This window comes from Hymenobacter sp. BT559 (genome assembly GCF_017571525.1).
Classification (GTDB): Bacteria; Bacteroidota; Bacteroidia; order Cytophagales; family Hymenobacteraceae; genus Hymenobacter; species Hymenobacter ginsengisoli.
Map to the genome: position 1 here is coordinate 249,210 of NZ_JAGETY010000008.1, position 17,698 is coordinate 266,907.

General features: G+C 60.8%; 13 protein-coding genes. 7 read left to right on the forward strand and 6 right to left on the reverse strand.

What is annotated here, in order from left to right; all coding sequences use genetic code 11:
* Positions 1–208 precede the first annotated feature (208 nt).
* The 4 genes from J4D99_RS13180 (at position 209) to J4D99_RS13195 (ending at position 6,645) form a co-directional block, all read left to right on the forward strand.
* On the forward strand, positions 209–2,698 hold the full coding sequence (locus J4D99_RS13180; RefSeq protein WP_208132179.1) for a glycoside hydrolase family 31 protein: 2,490 nt from the start codon (positions 209–211) through the stop codon (positions 2,696–2,698).
* A gap of 177 nt (positions 2,699–2,875) precedes the next feature.
* Positions 2,876–3,817, forward strand: coding sequence for a cation diffusion facilitator family transporter (locus J4D99_RS13185; protein WP_208132180.1), 942 nt, complete (start codon positions 2,876–2,878; stop codon positions 3,815–3,817).
* Positions 3,818–4,042: 225 nt separating this feature from the next.
* Positions 4,043–5,275, forward strand: a complete 1,233-nt coding sequence (locus J4D99_RS13190) for an NADP-dependent isocitrate dehydrogenase (RefSeq protein ID WP_208132181.1) — start codon at positions 4,043–4,045, stop codon at positions 5,273–5,275.
* A 125-nt stretch (positions 5,276–5,400) separates the two neighbouring features.
* Positions 5,401–6,645, forward strand: coding sequence for a serine hydrolase (locus J4D99_RS13195; protein ID WP_208132182.1), 1,245 nt, complete (start codon positions 5,401–5,403; stop codon positions 6,643–6,645).
* 96 nt (positions 6,646–6,741) lie between these two features.
* Here J4D99_RS13195 and J4D99_RS13200 read toward each other — a convergent pair whose 3' ends face one another.
* From J4D99_RS13200 to J4D99_RS13210, 3 genes are all read right to left on the reverse strand, one after another.
* On the reverse strand, positions 6,742–7,497 hold the full coding sequence (locus J4D99_RS13200) for a succinate dehydrogenase/fumarate reductase iron-sulfur subunit (RefSeq protein ID WP_173118403.1): 756 nt from the start codon (positions 7,495–7,497) through the stop codon (positions 6,742–6,744).
* A 129-nt stretch (positions 7,498–7,626) separates the two neighbouring features.
* Entirely contained in the window at positions 7,627–9,561 is a 1,935-nt protein-coding gene (locus J4D99_RS13205) for a fumarate reductase/succinate dehydrogenase flavoprotein subunit (RefSeq protein WP_208132183.1), read from the reverse strand.
* Between the two features lie 18 nt (positions 9,562–9,579).
* Positions 9,580–10,317 (reverse strand): succinate dehydrogenase cytochrome b subunit, encoded by a 738-nt coding sequence (locus tag J4D99_RS13210; protein ID WP_208132184.1) that lies wholly within the window; start codon positions 10,315–10,317, stop codon positions 9,580–9,582.
* A 285-nt stretch (positions 10,318–10,602) separates the two neighbouring features.
* Between J4D99_RS13210 and J4D99_RS13215 the strand changes: the two genes are divergently transcribed.
* Together J4D99_RS13215 and fabD are read left to right on the forward strand one after the other, a co-directional pair.
* Positions 10,603–13,431: a T9SS type B sorting domain-containing protein gene (locus J4D99_RS13215; protein ID WP_208132185.1), complete on the forward strand. Its 2,829-nt coding sequence runs from the start codon at positions 10,603–10,605 to the stop codon at positions 13,429–13,431.
* 159 nt (positions 13,432–13,590) lie between these two features.
* A complete protein-coding gene (gene fabD, locus J4D99_RS13220; RefSeq protein WP_255555088.1) occupies positions 13,591–14,505 on the forward strand; it encodes an ACP S-malonyltransferase in 915 nt (304 codons plus the stop codon).
* A 43-nt stretch (positions 14,506–14,548) separates the two neighbouring features.
* Here the strand turns inward: fabD and folK are convergent, their stop codons facing one another.
* Positions 14,549–15,034, reverse strand: a complete 486-nt coding sequence (gene folK, locus J4D99_RS13225; protein ID WP_208132186.1) for a 2-amino-4-hydroxy-6-hydroxymethyldihydropteridine diphosphokinase — start codon at positions 15,032–15,034, stop codon at positions 14,549–14,551.
* On the reverse strand, positions 15,035–15,889 hold the full coding sequence (locus J4D99_RS13230) for an alpha/beta hydrolase family protein (protein ID WP_208132187.1): 855 nt from the start codon (positions 15,887–15,889) through the stop codon (positions 15,035–15,037). It lies immediately after the preceding gene.
* Positions 15,890–15,982: 93 nt separating this feature from the next.
* Here J4D99_RS13230 and J4D99_RS13235 point away from each other — a divergent pair, with 93 nt between their 5' ends.
* Complete coding sequence (locus J4D99_RS13235; protein ID WP_208132188.1) at positions 15,983–16,972, forward strand: polyprenyl synthetase family protein; 990 nt, start codon at positions 15,983–15,985, stop codon at positions 16,970–16,972.
* A 7-nt stretch (positions 16,973–16,979) separates the two neighbouring features.
* On the opposite strand, the gene J4D99_RS13240 is transcribed toward J4D99_RS13235, so the two are convergent.
* Positions 16,980–17,660 carry a peptidoglycan DD-metalloendopeptidase family protein gene (locus J4D99_RS13240; RefSeq protein ID WP_236018647.1) on the reverse strand — a complete coding sequence of 227 codons (681 nt, stop codon included), beginning with the start codon at positions 17,658–17,660 and terminating at the stop codon, positions 16,980–16,982.
* Positions 17,661–17,698: the final 38 nt, after the last annotated feature.

Consider the following 17,698-nt stretch of genomic DNA (forward strand, 5'->3'; position numbering starts at 1 on the left):
GCACTGCGAATAACGTGGCTACCGAGGCCAAGTTAACCGCGGAGCTTAAAAAAATAATCGCAACGCGCGCTGGCAGCCCTGCGTTTCTGGCACTTCGCCCCGAGTGCATGCCGGTGCCAACCGATAACTTGCAAGCTTAAAGCTCCGCAGTTGCTGATTGCAGCTGTGGCTTTTGGGCCGGCCTTCTTTGTCTTTTCGCTCCTTTTATATGCCTAGCAATTCCGTTCAGGAAAATAACTACATGCTCAACGACCTGGCGCTGCAAGCCCGCCAGGAGCACCTGCCCGGCGCCGTGCAGCGCGTCGAGCAAACCGACGACCACCTCTTCACCTTCACCACCGAAAACGGCACCCGTCTGCTGCTGCACGCGCTCAGCGACAAGATTCTGCGCTTTCGCTACCTCACGCCGGGCTCGCCTAGCGAGCCCGATTTCAGCTACGCCGTGCCCGACCCCGCCGCCGAGCGCACCATGCGCCCCGGCGTGCCGAGCTTTCTGGAATTCAAGGAGAAAAGCGACCACTACCGCCTCACCACCGGCCGCCTCATCTGCATTGTGTGGAAAGACTCGCTGCGTACGCGGGTGCTCGACCGCTCGGGCAACATCCTGAGCGCCGACGAAAAGGGCTTTCACTGGCACCACGACGACGATACCGGCAACGACATCGTGAAGATGAGCCACGCCGTGCCCAGCGGCGTGTGCTACTACGGCCTCGGCGACAAGCCCGCCAACATGAACCTGCGCGGCCAGCGCTTCCTCAACTGGGGCTCTGATACCTACGGCTACGTGAAGGGCTCGGACCCGCTGTATAAGAACATTCCGTTCTTTCAGGTGCTGCAGCAGCGCATTGCGCACGGCATTTTCTTCGACAATACCTTCAAGGCCTTCTTCGACTTCGCGGCCGAGCGCGCCGACGTTACCAGTTTCTGGGCTGAGGGGGGCGAGATGAACTACTATTTCCTCTACGGCCCCACCTTGCTCGAAGTAACCGAGGAATACACGCGCCTGACCTGCCCGCCCGAGCTGCCACCGCTCTGGACGCTGGGCTACCACCAGTGCAAGTGGAGCTACTTTCCGGAGAGCAACGTGAAGGAAATCACGAAGGGTCTGCGCGACCGCCGCATTCCGTGTGATGCCATTTACCTCGACATCGACTACATGGATGGCTACCGCTGCTTTACCTGGAGCCCGCAGCACTTCCCCGAGCCCAAGCGCATGGTGGATGAGCTGGCCCAAGATGGCTTTAAAACGGTGGTTATCATAGACCCCGGCATCAAAATCGACCCTAGCTACCCGGTGTACCAGGAGGGCTTGAAGAATGACTTTTTCTGCCGCCGCGCCGATGGCCCGCTCATGCGCGGCTCGGTGTGGCCGGGGCAGTGCAACTTCCCCGACTACACCCGGCCGCAGGTGCGCGAGTGGTGGGCCAGCCTGTTCGAGGGTCTGATAAAGGACACTGGTGTGCGCGGCGTGTGGAACGACATGAACGAGCCCGCCGTGTTCGAGAAAGGTACTTTCCCGGACGATGTGCGCTTCGACTACGACGGCAACCCGTGCTCGCACAAGAAGGCCCACAACATCTACGGTATGCAGATGGCTAGGGCCACTGCCGCTGGCGTAAAGCAGTTTAGCTACCCCAACCGGCCGTTTACCATCACGCGCAGCACCTACGCGGGCGGCCAGCGGTATTCCTCGGGCTGGACCGGCGACAACATCGCCAGCTGGGACCACCTCTGGCTAGCCAACATTCAGTGCCAGCGCCTCAGCATCAGCGGCTTCAGCTTCATCGGCTCCGATATCGGCGGCTTTATCGACACGCCCGATGGCGAGCTCTATGCCCGCTGGATTGCGCTAGGGGCCTTCCACCCGTTCTTCCGCACCCACAGCTCGGGCGACCACGGCGACCAGGAGCCCTGGAGCTTTGGCGAGCCTTATACCAGCTTGGCGCGCCACTTCATCGAGCTGCGCTACCAGCTGCTGCCCTATGTGTACACCACCTTCTGGCAGTACACCACGCAGGGCACGCCCATGCTGCGCCCGCTCACGTTCCTCGACCAGAACGACCCCGAGACGTACCTGCGCATGGCGGAGTTCAGCCTCGGCGACAACCTGCTGGTGTGCCCCATCACGCAAGCCGGCGCCGATGGCCGCTGGATGTACCTGCCGAAAGGGGAGTGGTACTACTACTGGACCGATGAGCTGAAAGACGGCGGCCAGGAAGTGTGGGCCAGCGCCGACCTCACCCGCATCCCGCTCTTCGTGAAAGCCGGCGCCGTAGTGCCCATGCAGCCCGTGATGCAGTATGTAGGTGAGAAAGTGGTGGAGCAGCTGACCCTGCACGTGTACTACAAAAACGGCACCGCCGACAGCGTGCTCTACGACGATGGCGGCGAGGGCTACGCTTACCACGAAGGTCAGCAAACTACCCGCCGCTTCCGCGTGACGGGCGATGCCCAGTCGCTCACGCTAGCCCAGGCCAGCGAGGGCGAATACCAGACACCGTACTCGACTTATCGCGTGGTACTGCACGGTCTGCCCACCGCCATCGCCACCGCTACGGCCGATGCCCAAGCGTTGTCGCTAGGGGAGTACGCAGCCACCGAAATCACCGCAGCCGCCCCAGCCATTGTGGTAGAGGTAAGCTTTAGGGAGGTAATAATCTCGCTAGCCCCACCCGCCGCCGAGGTGCCTGCAAAATAGTAAAGTCCTTGACTAGCAAAAAAAGCGCCTTGGCAAAAGCCAGGGCGCTTTTTTAGGAAGATTTAGCCAGCTTAAGTAGCCTGGTAGCCGGAAGCACGTAAGCAAAAAGGCCCGCAGGAGGCTGCGGCTTGTGGCTACGCACCGCCCTGCTTTCAGAAGCGCCCTTCTCAACTACCTATGCCCGATGCCCCCGACCATCCTCAGTCCAAAACCGCCATTGTGGCGGCCCTGGCGGCCAACCTGGGAATTGCCGTCATCAAGTTTGTGGCGGCGTGGTTCACGGGCTCGTCGGCCATGCTTTCCGAGGGCATTCACTCGCTGGTCGACACGGCTAATGAGTGGCTGCTGCTGCTAGGGCTGCGCAGCAGCCAGCAGCCAGCTAGCCCCCACCGGCCGTTTGGCTACGGGCGAGAGCTGTATTTCTGGGCCTTTATGGTGGCGGTGTTCATCTTTGCCATTGGCGGGGGGCTATCGCTGTATGAGGGCTACGAGCACCTGCGCCACCCCGCGCCGCTCAGCAGCCCCACCTGGAACTACGTGGTGCTGGCCGTGGCCTTTGCGCTCGATGGCAGCTCGTTTCTGGTGGCGCGGCGCACCTTCAATGCTCAGCGCGGCAAGCAGCCGTTTTGGTCGGCTTTCCGGGCTAGCAAAGACCCGTCGGTTTTTGTGGTGCTCTTCGAGGATGCCTCCGATTTGCTAGGGCTGTTTATTGCGTTTCTGGGCGTTTTTCTCAGCCATTGGCTCAACCGGCCCGAGCTCGACGGGGTGGCCTCGCTGCTCATTGGCCTGCTGCTGCTGCTGGTGGCCGGCCTACTGCTGCGCGAAACCAAGAGCTTGCTGCTGGGCGAGCCCGCCGATGAGAAGCTGCTGGCCAGCATCACCGCCCTGGTGGAGGCCGAGCCAGCTACCGTGCGTGCGCTGGCACCACTTTCGTCCTACCTCAGTCCGCACGAGATACTGGTAGTGGTGCCGGTCGAGTTTGCGCCCGAGCTGCCGGCCGGCCGGCTCACGGCCACCATCGGGCAGCTCTGCGCTGCCATCAGGGCCAAGCACCCCGATGTGCGGCACGTTTTCATTCAGCCCGCCGCCCTTGGCGAAGGCGACCCGAAGTCTTTTTAGCCCCCCAAAATGGAGGCGGAAAACTCCACCGCATAAATTATGCAGCCTCATTTTTATCGCAAACGTTTGCGACGGGGATAGCCTGCCGCCGGGCAATAAACCGTGCTTAATATTGACGCTTCTAACAACAACGCGGCAGCGCGGCGTGTTAGCCATCTCCAAGTTTTTACCCCGCACGGCCTCGGCTAGTGCAAAAACCGAACCTCACACAATCCCACCGCTGAAATGGCCAAAATCAAAGTAGCAAACCCCGTAGTGGAGCTGGATGGCGACGAAATGACGCGCATCATCTGGAAGTTTATCAAGGACAAGCTCATTACGCCCTACATCGACGTTGATATCAAGTACTACGACCTCGGCATCGAGTACCGCGACGAAACCAACGACCAGGTGACCATCGACGCGGCCAATGCCATCCGGCAGTACGGCGTAGGCATCAAGTGCGCCACCATCACGCCCGACGAGGACCGCGTGAAGGAGTTCAACCTCAAGCAGATGTGGAAGTCGCCCAACGGCACTATCCGCAACATCCTCGATGGCACCGTGTTCCGCGAGCCTATCGTGACCAGCAATGTGCCGCGCCTGGTGCCCAACTGGACTGCGCCCATCTGCATCGGCCGCCACGCCTTCGGCGACCAATACCGCGCCACCGACTTCGTTACCAAAGGCAAAGGCAAGCTCACCATCACCTTCACGCCCGAAGACGGCGGCGAAGTGCAGTCGTTTGAGGTGTTTAACTTCAAGAACGACGGCGTGGCCCTAGCCATGTACAACACCGACGAAAGCATCCGGGGCTTTGCCCACGCCTGCTTCAACCAGGCCCTGATGAAGGGCTGGCCGCTGTACCTGAGCACCAAAAACACCATCCTGAAGAAGTACGATGGCCGCTTCAAGGACATCTTCCAGGAGATTTACGAACAGGACTACCAGGACAAGTTCAAGGCCGCCGGCATCACCTACGAGCACCGCCTCATCGACGACATGGTGGCCTCGGCCCTGAAGTGGAACGGCAACTTTGTGTGGGCCTGCAAAAACTACGACGGCGACGTGCAGAGCGACACCGTGGCCCAGGGCTTCGGCTCGCTCGGCCTCATGACCTCGACGCTCGTGACGCCCGACGGCAAAACGATGGAGGCCGAAGCTGCCCACGGCACCGTAACGCGCCACTACCGCGACCACCAGCAGGGCAAGCCCACCAGCACCAACCCCATCGCCAGCATCTTCGCCTGGACGCGCGGCCTGGAGTTCCGCGGCATCCTCGACGGCAACCAGGAGCTGATTGACTTCTGCAAAGCCCTTGAAGCCGTGTGCATCGAAACTGTAGAAAGCGGCAAGATGACCAAGGACCTGGCCGTCTGCATCCACGGCAACAAAGTTCAGCACGGCCGCGACTTCCTCTACACCGAGGAGTTCCTGGAAGCGCTCGACGAAAATCTGAAAAAGAAGCTCGGCCAATAAGCTCGGCGCTCTTTTTAGCAAAAAAGCCCCGGCAGCCTGGCTGTCGGGGCTTTTTTGTGGCTAGGGGGCAACTAGGTTATTTAAGCTGTGTGGTCCCGGTGGTTAGTCACCACTATTTTGCTTTCATGAAACACGGCTTACTACAGTTGGTTGCGTTGAGTGGCTTATTGATTACTACCCAGCTAGCCTCAGCTCAGCCCCGGCTGCCTCGTAGCCTATTGGCTCCGGCCGATACGGTGGGTCTGGGGCGGGTGCTGGCACGGCCCGAGTATTACCACTTGCAAATCAGCCTGGTGCGTATTCGGCGCGATGCGCAGGGCCTAGCGCACCTGGCCCGGCCGGTGCGCTACCGGGTGCGCCCGCGCGAGTATTTCTATCCCGCCAGCACCGTGAAGCTGGCCGCCGCCACGCTTGCTCTCGAAAAGCTGGAGCGCCTACAGGCCACCACATCCGGCCTCAGCGCCGACTCTCCGATGCGTACCGACTCGGCCTTTATCGGCCAGACGTGCGCCGTGCGCGACCCTAGCGCTGCCAACGGGCGGCCCAGTCTGGGCCACTACCTGCGCAAGATGCTTTTGGTGAGCGACAACGATGCTTTCAACCGGCTCTACGAGTTTGTGGGCCCGCAGGAATTAAATGGGGGCCTGCATCGGCTGGGACTGCGGCGTGCCCGCCTGGTGCATCGCCTCAGTGTAGGCGATGGCGAACCCGGCTGGCGCCATACCAACCCCGTCCGCTTCTTCGCCGACACGGCCGAGACGCAGCTGCTGCTAGCCCAGCCCGCCGCTTACTGGGCGGCGCCTATGCCTCCGGCCAGGGTGCAGCCGGGCAGCATGTTTGTTGGTAACGCGCACCTCGACGGGGCGGGGCAGCTCCTAGCCCAGCCGCTCGACCTTAGCCAAAAGAACGTATTCAGCCTGCCCGATTTGCAGCGCCTGCTGCAAGCCGTAGTGCTGCCCGAAACGGTACCTAGCGGGCAACGTCCGCGCCTCACACCCGCCAGCTATGCCCGCCTGTGCGAAGCCTTGAGCCAATTGCCGCCCCAGAGCCTTTCGCCGCACTACGACTCGCTGGCGTACCCTAGCACGTATGCCAAGTTTTTGCTAGGGGGTGGGGGCGAGGTGCGCCTGCCGCCCGGCGTGCGGATATATAACAAAATCGGCCAAGCCTATGGCTTCCTTGTTGACAACGCCTACGTGGTCGATGCGGCCCACGGCGTCGAGTTTTTGCTGGCCGCCGTACTGTATGTGAACGCCGACGGTGTGCTCAACGACGACCAGTACGATTACGAGAGCATAGGCCTGCCTTTCTTGCGCGAGCTGGGGCGGCGAGTGTATGAAGCCGAGCTGCGGCGCGCAACGAAGTACTAATACGCAGCGCAAGGTCGAAGCTTTAGCTTGCTTATTACCTAAAAAAGCCCCCTAGCCAGGTAAGCTAGGGGGCTTTTAGGAAGTAGCGCTTTCGGCTTACGCCAGGTTGTTGGAGGCAGCTTTGGCCGTCAAGAACTCGCGGTTCAGGATGGCGATGTTTTCGAGCGAGATGCCCACCGGGCATTCGGCCGCGCACGACCCAATGTTGGAGCAAGCACCGAAGCCTTCGATGTCCATCTGGGCTACCATATTCTCCACGCGGGTCTGGCGCTCCACCTGGCCCTGGGGCAGCAGTGCTAGCTGCGATACCTTGGCCGATACGAAGAGCATGGCCGAGGCATTTTTGCAGGCTGCCACGCAAGCGCCGCAGCCGATGCAGGTAGCGGCCTCGAAGGCGCGGTCGGCAATGTCCTTCGGAATTGGAATCTCGTTGCCGTCGGGGGCGCCGCCGGTATTCACGCTCACGTAGCCACCAGCCTGAATGATACGGTCGAAGGCAGAGCGGTCTACGCTCAAGTCCTTGTTTACCGGGAAGGCATTAGCACGCCACGGCTCGATGGTAATGGTGTCGCCATCCGAGAACTTACGCATGTGCAGCTGGCACGTAGTGGTGCCCTTCTCCGGTCCGTGCGAGCGGCCGTTGATAAACAAGTCGCATGAGCCACAAATGCCCTCGCGGCAGTCGTGGTCAAAGGCCACCGGGTCTTGCCCCTGGTGGAGCAGGTCCTCGTTGAGCACGTCGAGCATTTCCAGAAACGACATATCAGGTGAAATATCCTTCACCTGATAGTCAACCATTTGGCCTTCGGTCTGGCGGTTCGGCTGACGCCAAACTTTCAGCGTCAGGTTCATGGGTTTAGCGTTGGGATTAGAGCCGGCCATCTTTTGTTAGCTATTAGCTGTCAGTTGCTAGCCTATAGCTGTCAATTACCAGCGCGAAGGCTAGCAACTGACAGCTAATAGCTAACAGCTCAATATAAATTATTTGTAGCTGCGCTGCGTGAGCTTCACATTTTCGAACACCAGCTCCTCCTTGTGCAGCACTTCGGGCTGATTGTCGGCCGTGTACTCCCAAGCCGCCACGTAGGCGTAGTGGTCGTCGTCGCGCAGGGCTTCACCCTCAGGCGTCTGGTACTCCTCGCGGAAGTGGCCACCACAGCTTTCGTTGCGGTTGAGGGCGTCGTCTACCATGAGCTCGCCCAGCTCCAGGAAATCGGCTACGCGGCCGGCTTTCTCCAGCGCCTGGTTCATTTCCTCGCCGCTGCCCACCACTTTCACGTTCTGCCAGAACTCCTTACGAATGCGCTGAATTTCGGCTTTGGCGTGCTTCAGGCCCTCAGCGTTGCGGGCCATGCCGCAATACTCCCACATGATATGGCCTAGCTCCTTGTGGAACTCGTCGGGCGTTTTATTGCCCTTGATGGCGAGCATTTGCTCCACGCGGGCTTGCACGCCCGCCTTGGCTTCGGCGAAGGCCGGATGGTCGGTCGTTACGGGCTTAGGCGCCGTTTGGGCCAGGTAATCGCCAATGGTATAGGGGATTACGAAGTAGCCGTCGGCTAGACCCTGCATCAGGGCCGAAGCCCCCAAGCGGTTGGCGCCGTGGTCCGAGAAGTTGCACTCGCCAGCGGCATAAAGGCCCGGAATGGTGGTTTGCAGGTTGTAGTCAACCCACAGGCCGCCCATCGTGTAGTGCACCGCCGGGTAGATGCGCATGGGCATCTGGTAGGGGTTTTCGTCGGTAATCTTCTCGTACATCTCGAAGAGGTTACCATACTTCTGGCTCACCGCCTCGGCGCTGGTGCGCTTGATAACGTCGGCGAAGTCAAGGTACACGGCCAGGCCCGACGAGCCTACGCCACGGCCTTCGTCGCACATCATCTTGGCGTTGCGCGAGGCCACATCGCGCGGCACGAGGTTACCGAAAGCCGGGTACTTGCGCTCGAGGAAGTAGTCGCGGTCATCTTCCTGGATGTCCTGCGGCTTGATTTCGCCTTTGCGCACGCGCTCGGCCATCTCTACCGTCTTGGGCACCCACACGCGGCCATCGTTGCGCAGCGACTCCGACATCAGCGTCAGCTTCGACTGGTAGTCGCCCGATACCGGAATACAGGTCGGGTGAATCTGCGTGAAGCACGGGTTGGCGAAGTAGGCACCCTTCTTGTGCGCCCGCCAGGCGGCCGTCACGTTGCAATACTTGGCATTAGTGCTCAGGTAAAACACATTACCATAGCCGCCGGTAGCCAGCACCACGGCGTGGGCCGCGTGGGTCTGGGTTTCGCCGGTGATGAGGTTGCGCGTCACGATGCCGCGGGCCTGGCCATCCACCACCACTATATCGAGCAGCTCCGAGCGGGTGTAAAGCTTCACCTTGCCGTAGGCTACCTGCCGGCTCAGGGCCGAGTAAGCCCCTAGCAGCAGCTGCTGCCCGGTTTGGCCACGGGCGTAAAACGTGCGACTCACCTGCGCACCGCCAAAGGAGCGGTTGGCCAGCAGTCCGCCATACTCGCGGGCGAAGGGCACGCCCTGTGCCACGCACTGGTCTATGATATTCACCGATACCTGGGCTAGCCGGTACACGTTGGCTTCGCGGGCGCGGTAGTCGCCACCCTTGATGGTATCGTAGAACAGACGGAATACCGAGTCGCCGTCGTTCTGATAGTTTTTGGCTGCGTTAACGCCGCCCTGGGCCGCTATGGAGTGCGCCCGGCGCGGCGAGTCGTGGTAAGTAAAGGCTTTTACGTTGTAGCCCAGCTCGGCCAGCGAGGCGGCGGCCGAAGCACCAGCCAGGCCCGTGCCCACCACAATCACGTCATACTTCCGCTTGTTAGCAGGGTTGACGAGCTTGACGTTGAACTTATGCTTGTCCCATTTTTCGGCCAGGGGGCCTTCGGGCGCTTTGGAAGTCAGGTTCATAAGGGGTAGAAACTGAAATTAGTTGAACGCCAGCGCAAGCTGGTGCAGCACGGCAGGCGCGCTGGTAAGAAGAGCCCCGTTCTCGTTGGTGAAGAACAGGAAGTAGAGCGGCATCGAAGCGAAGCCAGCCGACACTATGACCGCGAAAGCGTAGCCAAAGTTCTTAATCAGCGGCATGTATTTGCGGTGGTTCAGGCCCAGGGTTTGAAAACCCGAGCGGAAGCCGTGCCACAGGTGGTAGCCCAGGCTAGCCTGCGCAGCCACGTAGAGCACCACGTACCACCACTGGTGAAACGAGGTGACCACGACTTTGTACAAATCATCGTTGTGGTTGATGTCGGCATCGAGGGTGCCGAAGCGGGCACGCCAGAAGAAATTATAGAGGTGCACAATCAAGAACACCAGAATAATAGAACCCAGAATACCCATGTTGCGCGAGGTCCACTCCGAGTTTTGCTTGGCTTGCCACTGAGCGTAGCCGTGCGAGCGGGCTCCTTTATTACGCATCGTCAGCATCAGGGCCTCATAGATGTGGAAGCCAAAGCCCAGCACCAGGCCCCACTCGATGGTGCGGATAACCGGGTTAGTGCCCATGAAGTGGGAGTACGTGTTGAACGCTACCCCGTCGTCGTGTTTGAAAAGCTGGAGGTTGCCGATGAGGTGCACCACCAGGAACGTGCAGAGAAACAGACCCGTAAGGGACATGATAATCTTGCGCCCGATGCTGCTGGTAAAGGTTTTTGTAAACCAGTTCATAGAGATTTCAGTCGAGAAAATGACCGTTTGGAACGCCCAAAGGTAGGGCCGGGGGCGGCCTCAGCCCAAGGTGCAGGTGTAACATAGGCGTTATTTAGAAAGGTTAAACCCAGGGGCTGGCTGCGGGAGCGGCCAAGGTGAATCAATCTACCTAAAATACCGTTAGCCGATTTGCTGCGTACTTTAGGATAACTAACCACCTGCTAGAAAGGTTGGGTAGTGCAAGCCAGTAGGTGCAACGTCCAATTTTTGCGGTAGTAAGCAGTCTTTCAACACAGGTAGATTATGCAGGCTCTTTTATCTTTTGGGAAGAATGGGAAGTGGGGTGCCTGGCTGCTGGCCGCACTACTGCTCGGGCTAGGCTGGCTGCGCCCACAAGCGGCGCTTGCCTCCCACATCCGGGCAGGCGACATCCAGGTGAAGGTGGATACGGCCACTGGCAACCCAAACCGGTTCTTCATTAAATTCACGCTCTACCGCGACATTACGGGGGTCGACCAGCCGAATGTGACTATCTACTTTGGGGATGGTACTCGGCAGGATGGTATTCCGAAGAATGCAAACCCTCCTCGCATTAATGGTGATACGGATGTTTTCACTTATAGCGTTGACCACACGTATCCAGGGCCTGGCAATTATCCCATCAGCTTTGTGGGTGAGAACAGAAATGCGGGCATTCTGAACATGGCGAATTCTGCTTCGCAGACATTCTACGTTAGTACGACTATTACCATCAACCCAGCCTATGGCCGCGACAACTCTCCAATATTGCGGGCACCTGCTGTGGATAAGGCTGCTGTAGGCCAAGTGTTTTTGCACAATCCGGCAGGCTACGACGCTGATGGCGATTCGCTGGCCTATCATCTGCGCACCTGCCAGCAGGTAAACGGGGGCACTACTACTGCCAACAATACCAACCTGCCAGTTCCCTCAGTTGTCCAAAACTACGTGTACCCTGACGACCCTAGCATTGCTCCAAATGCAGTGCAGGTGGCTTACGCCGGGGTGCCGGTCGGGGTGCCGGGGGCTAAGTCCTTTATTTCTCAAGATGTATACACCGGGCAAATAACCTGGAACGCGCCGGCTAGGGCCGGTATCTACAACATTGCCTTCACGGTGGATGAGTTTCGGCGCACGCCCTTCGGCTTCCGCAAGATTGGGACGGTCATCCGCGACATGCAGATTATCGTGACGGCTACTAATAACCTGCCGCCCACGCTCACCGTGCCGCCCGATTTGTGCGTGGTAGCGGGCACGCCGGTTATCCTCCAGGTATCGGCCATAGATGGCTCGGGGCCCAATGCCCCGGCTACCAATGTGCAGCTGTTTGCTTACAGCGGCATTCTGCCCCCGGCTACCTTCCGCCAGAATAACACGGGCACGTCCGTTACCGGCACCTTTCGCTGGACGCCCGATTGCAGCAATGTGGCCGACCAGCCCTACATCGTAGTGTTCAAAGCCCAGGATACGCCCCCCAACACAGCTACGCCGGCCCTTGTCGATATCAAGCCGGTGCGTATCACCGTGGTAGGGCCGCCGCCCCAAAACCTGAAGGCGACGCCCTCGGGCACGCCAGGGGGCCTAGTGAGCGTATTGACCTGGGATAAGTATACCTGTCAGAATGCCAGCGAGATACTGATTTTCCGACGTGAAGGGTGCTACAGCTATACCCCCGGCCCCTGCGATACGGGTGTGCCAGCCGGCGCGGGCTACGTGCAGGTAGGCTCGGTGCCACCTACGGCTACTACCTATGCCGACAACCAAGGCTTGGTGCGGGGCAAGTCCTATAGCTACCGCATCTATGCGAAGTTTCCGCGGCCGGCGGGTGGGGCCAGTATCGTTTCAAACGAAGCCTGCCTCACTTTCAACGGCCGCTCGGCCATGCTCACCAACGTGGACGTAAACACCACGGATGCGAGCACTGGCCAGATTACGGTGAAGTGGACCCAGCCGAAGGCTGACGCTGGCGCGTTTGTATCGCCGCGCTACGAGCTGAGCCGCAGCATCGGTAGCGGTCCGGCTACGCTGGTGGCTACTATCAACAACCTGGCCGATACCACTTATGTAGACCGGGGCCTGAACACCACGGCCAACCAGTACACCTACTCGCTCACATTCTTCAACACGGTGCCCACGAGCACCACGCCGGTGCAGGAGACGGCGCCCACGGCTACCAGCGTGCGTACCAGCCTCATCCCCGATGGCATCAACAAAACGATGACCGTGAACTGGGCCTACAATGTGCCCTGGGACAACAGCAAGCAGCCGAGCCGCATCTACCGCAAAGACCCCGGCAGCACCACCTACAACCAGGTAGCCACCGTGACGCCGGGTGCCAGCAGCGGCACCTACGTAGACCGCAACCTGACGCCCGGCCAGGAATACTGCTATTATGTGCAGACCACTGGCCAGTATGCCAACTACAGCTTCCTGAGCAACCTGCTCAACAACAGCCAGCAAATCTGTGCTACGCTGCTAGCGGTGCCCTGCACACCGGTACTCACTTTGCAAGTCATCAATTGCGACAGCCTGGCGGCGCTGCCCTCGTACCTGCCCGTGAACCAGGTGTACCAGAACAACCTGCGCTGGACGGTGGGCAACACGCCCGCCGGTTGCCAGGCCAACGCCGTGTACTACCGCGTGTTCCGGGCCGATACTGACGGGGGTACTTACACGCTGATTGACTCGACCACGCAGCTGAGCTACGTTGACCGCAACCGGCCCCGGCCCACCTACTGCTATAAGGTGCAGGCCGTGGCCGCCTCGGGCCAGCGCAGTGGCCTCAGCAACTCGGCTTGCCAGACCGACTGCGTGTTCTTCATCCTGCCCAACATCTTCACGCCCAACGGCGACAATGCCAACGACGTGTTCCGGCCCAAGGTGAGCAGCCCCATTACGCGTACCCACATCCAGATTTTCAACCGCTGGGGCCGCAAGGTGTACGAGAGCGATAAGGACCCCTATATCAACTGGACGGGCGGCGGCGTAGCCGGCGAAAGCTCGACCAGCGGTCTGGCTTCGGGCGGCATCTATTACTACCTGGCCGAGGTAGAGTTTGCCGACGCCGCGCAGACCAAGCGTACCTACAAAGGCTGGGTCGAGCTAATTCGCTAGGCCCTCCCTGGACCTGCTATTGAGAAAGCCGCCCCGACCGGGGCGGCTTTTTTAGGTTTATTTTGTCGAGTTGTGCTGAACAGCCAGGCGGTCTTATTCGGTCTGCCAGTCCCGGCACTTTTCAACAATCACCAACCAAGAACTTTAAACCTACCTGCTTTGACACCTTCCCACCCCACCGATGCCGCTGCAGTGGCCGTAGTATTCCCGGGCCAGGGCTCCCAGTTTCCGGGCATGGCCCGCGAGCTGTTTGAGCAGAGTGAAGCCGCCCGCGCCCTGCTCACCCAGGCCAACGACATTCTGGGCTTCAACCTCACCAAGCTCATGTTTGAGGGCACCGATGAAGACCTGCGCCGCACCGACGTGACGCAGCCGGCCGTGTTTGTGCACTCAGTAGCGCAGTTCGTAGCTCAGCCCGACTTGCAGCCCGCTATGGTGGCCGGTCATTCGCTGGGCGAATTTTCGGCCTTGGTGGCGGCTGGCGTGCTCACTTTCGCCGATGCCTTGCCGCTGGTGGCACGTCGCGCCCAGGCCATGCAGGCCGCCTGCGAAGAGCAGCCCGGCACAATGGCCGCCATTCTGGGCCTAGCCGATGAGGCCGTGGAGCAAGGCTGCCAGCAGGTGGCCGCCGGAGGCGATGTGGTAGTAGCCGCCAATTATAACTGCCCCGGCCAGCTCGTTATTTCCGGCTCAACGGCTGGCATCACCAAGGCGTGCGAGGTGCTGAAGGCCACTGGTGCCAAGCGCGCGCTGCCGCTGCCGGTGGGCGGCGCCTTCCACTCGCCGCTCATGCAGTCGGCGCAGGCTGCCTTAGCCGAGGCCATCGAGCGCACCACGTTCAGCCCCGCCCGCTGCCCCGTGTATCAGAACGTAGATGCTGCCCCGCACACCGACCCCGCCGAAATCAAAGCCAATTTGCTAGCCCAGCTCACCGCTCCTGTGCGCTGGACGCAGAGTGTGCAGGCCATGTTCCGCGACGGCGCCACGCACTTCGTAGAATGCGGCCCGGGCAAGGTGCTGCAAGGCTTGGTGAACAAAATCGAGCCTACGGCTACGGCCGGCTCGGTAGCCTAGCCCGTGTAGCTGGGCAGGACGTGCTTTCTTAAAACAGGCGCTGCTATAACCTATGCACCGGCAGTAGGTCGGGGCAGGCAGCCAGCAGCTCCGAAATGGTGCGGTGCAGCTGCGGGTGCGCAAGCTGCGGTGCCAGTTCGGCTAGGGGCGTTAGGGCAAAGCGCCGGGCTGGCACCGCCGGATGCGGCACCACTAGGGTAGGGGTGGCAATTACTTCTTGGCCGAAGAGTAGAATATCCACGTCGAGGGTGCGGGCTGCCCAGCGCACAAGGCGCTCACGGCCCTGCTGCTGCTCGGCTGCCAGGCAGGCAGCTAGTAGGGTAGGAGCGTCCAGCTCGGTTTCGAGGGCGAGCACCTGGTTGAGAAACGCCGGCTGGTCCTCTAAGCCCCAAGCAGCGGTTTCGTAGAGGCCCGATGTAGCCACGAGGCGGCCCGCCGTAGCGGCCAGGTCGTGGCGCGCTTGGGCCAGGCGTGCGGCCCTGTCGCCGAGGTTACTGCCCAGCAGCAGGTAGGCTAGGGTAATGGCCATTTAATGGCTGGCAAAGAAGGCGGCCGTGCGCTCGGCGATGAGCTGCGCCTGCGCGGGCAATTCGGGACCGGCCCAGGGGTGAGCCCCGCCAAACATGTGGCCCGCACCGGGCACCACGAGTACCTCAGCTTTGGGCTGGCCGGCGTGCAGCTGGTGCACGGCCGCTAGGGGCACGGTTTCGTCCTGGTCGCCGTGAATGAGCAGTACCGGCTGGCGCAGGCCCGGCATCAGGGCCGGTAGGTCGAGGCGGGCGCGGTGGGCGTAAAAGTCCTCCGCAATTTGATAGTACATGGGTAGCTGCTGGCCGGTGCGCAGGTTGGGCACGTGCAGCACGCCGTCTCGCTGCCACTGGGCCAGCACCTCGGCGGGCCAGCGCGGGTGCAGGTCGGCCACGGCGGCCCAGGCGGCTACTGCTGCCACGCGCGGGTCTTCGGCGGCCTTGAGCAGCACCAGGGCGCCGCCCCGGCTGTGGCCTATCAGGTAGAGCCGGCGCAGGTCGAGCGCTTCGGCGGGCAAGGGCGTGGCGCCGGGCGTGTGCAGGGCATCGAGCAGCTGGCCGAGGTCGTCGAGCTCCAGGCTAAAATTATTTTGACCGAAGGCTTCGAGGTCTTCCAAATCGCCGGTGCCGCCCACCACTACACCGTTGTGCGAGAGATTGAGCTTGACGAATACAAAGCCCTTTTCTGCAAAAAACCGGGCTAGCAGCCCGAAGTGACCCCAATCCTTGAACCCCTTGAACCCGTGCACGAAGACGACCACCGGCTGGGGTTGGTTGGTGGGCAGCCAGGTGGCGTCGGCGGCAAAGGGGCGGCCGTGGGCGCGGCCAGTCAGCGTGAACTCGACAGTACAGAGCATGTGGCTAAGGTAGCGCGGACTTTGTAGTTCGCGTTTGAGTGTTCGATGCGCGGACTACAAAGTCCGCGCTACTGGCCGTATCATTGCGCCCGCATGGCAAATCCGCTCGACCAAATTCAGGCGCCGATTGCGGCCGAGATGGCCGAGTTTGAAGTGAAATTTCGGCAGTCGATGCAAACGCGGGTGCTGCTGCTCGACAAGATTATGGGCTACATCGTGCGCCGCAAAGGCAAGCAGGTGCGCCCCATGTTCGTGTTCTTGACGGCCCGCGCTAGCAGCGCCGACCCTAGCGGGCCGCTGCCCGAGGCGGTGTTTCGGGGCGCGGCGCTCATCGAGCTGCTGCACACGGCCACCCTCGTGCACGACGACGTGGTAGACGAGAGCAACTACCGTCGTGGCTTCTTTTCCATTAATGCACTGTGGAAGAACAAGATAGCGGTGCTGGTGGGCGATTACCTGCTCAGCCGGGGCCTTCTGCTTTCGCTCGAAAACGACGATTTCGACCTGCTCAAAATTGTGAGCAACGCGGTGAAAGAGTTAAGCGAGGGCGAGCTGCTGCAAATTGAGAAAGCCCGCCGCCTCGACATTACGGAGGACGTGTACTTCGACATTATTCGGCAGAAAACGGCCTCACTCATTGCCTCGTGCACGGCCGTGGGCGCGGCATCGGCCGGGGCCGATAAAGCCACCATCGAAAAAGCCCGGCTTTTTGGCGAGAAAGTCGGCATGGCGTTCCAGATAAAAGATGACTTATTTGACTACGGCACGGCCGAAATTGGCAAGCCCGTAGGCATCGACATCAAGGAAAAAAAGATGACGCTGCCGCTCATCTACGCCTTGCAGCAGGCCAGCTGGCTCGATAAGCGCCGCGTTATCTACAACGTGAAAAACAACGCCGGCCACCGCGACCGCGTGCAGCAAGTCATCGACTTCGTGAAGCAGTCGGGCGGCCTCGACTATGCTATTCGCACCATGAAGCGCTACCGCGACGAGGCCTTGGCCATTCTGCACACCTTCCCGGCTTCCGAAGCGCGTACTTCGCTAGAAGCACTGATTAACTACACCATAGAGCGGGAGAAATAGCGCGCTGCTACTGCAGCACCAGCATGGGGTCGGGGCAGAGGCTGGCCCAGTAAGCGCGCTCGCTAGGGGGCGCTACGCCCGGAAAATCGCCCCAGCGGCCCTGCATATCGGCCATGAGCTGAAAGTGCAGGTGCGGCGGCCAGTCGCCGTTTTCGGGGTGCGGGCCCACGTGGGCGATAACTTGCCCGGCGGCTACGGCCTGCCCGGGAGCCAGCCCCGCCAGGTCAGTGCGCGTGAGGTGGCCGTAGAGGCTGAAAAACGATATGCCTTCCAGCTCATGCTGTAGAATGATGGTGGGGCCGTAGTCGCCGAAATTATTATTGTCGGCCAGGCTATGCACTACGCCGGCTAGGGGGGCCGCCACGGCCGTGCCAGCCGGCACCCATACATCGACGCCCAGGTGCAGCGAGCGCGGCTCGATGGCGTCGTCAAAATGGGGGCTGCGGCGGTAGATAGCGCGGTTTTCGAGGTAGCCGCCGATGCCGATGGTGGCCTGCTGCTCGGCCAGCATCTCGCCCACCAGCACGTCAAACAGGTTGGTGTCGCGCAGGCGCTCCGGGTGGGCGAGGCGTGGGTTGGCGGCCGTGAAGTCGAGGTGGGCTACCTGAGGGCTAGCCACCGAAAAGTTGAATACAGAAGCAAATTGGCCACGGTGGCGGGCTAACAGCGAAGCAAGGTCAGGCATCATAGAGCGAAACTAGCGCCTGCTTGGTAGACGATACCAGC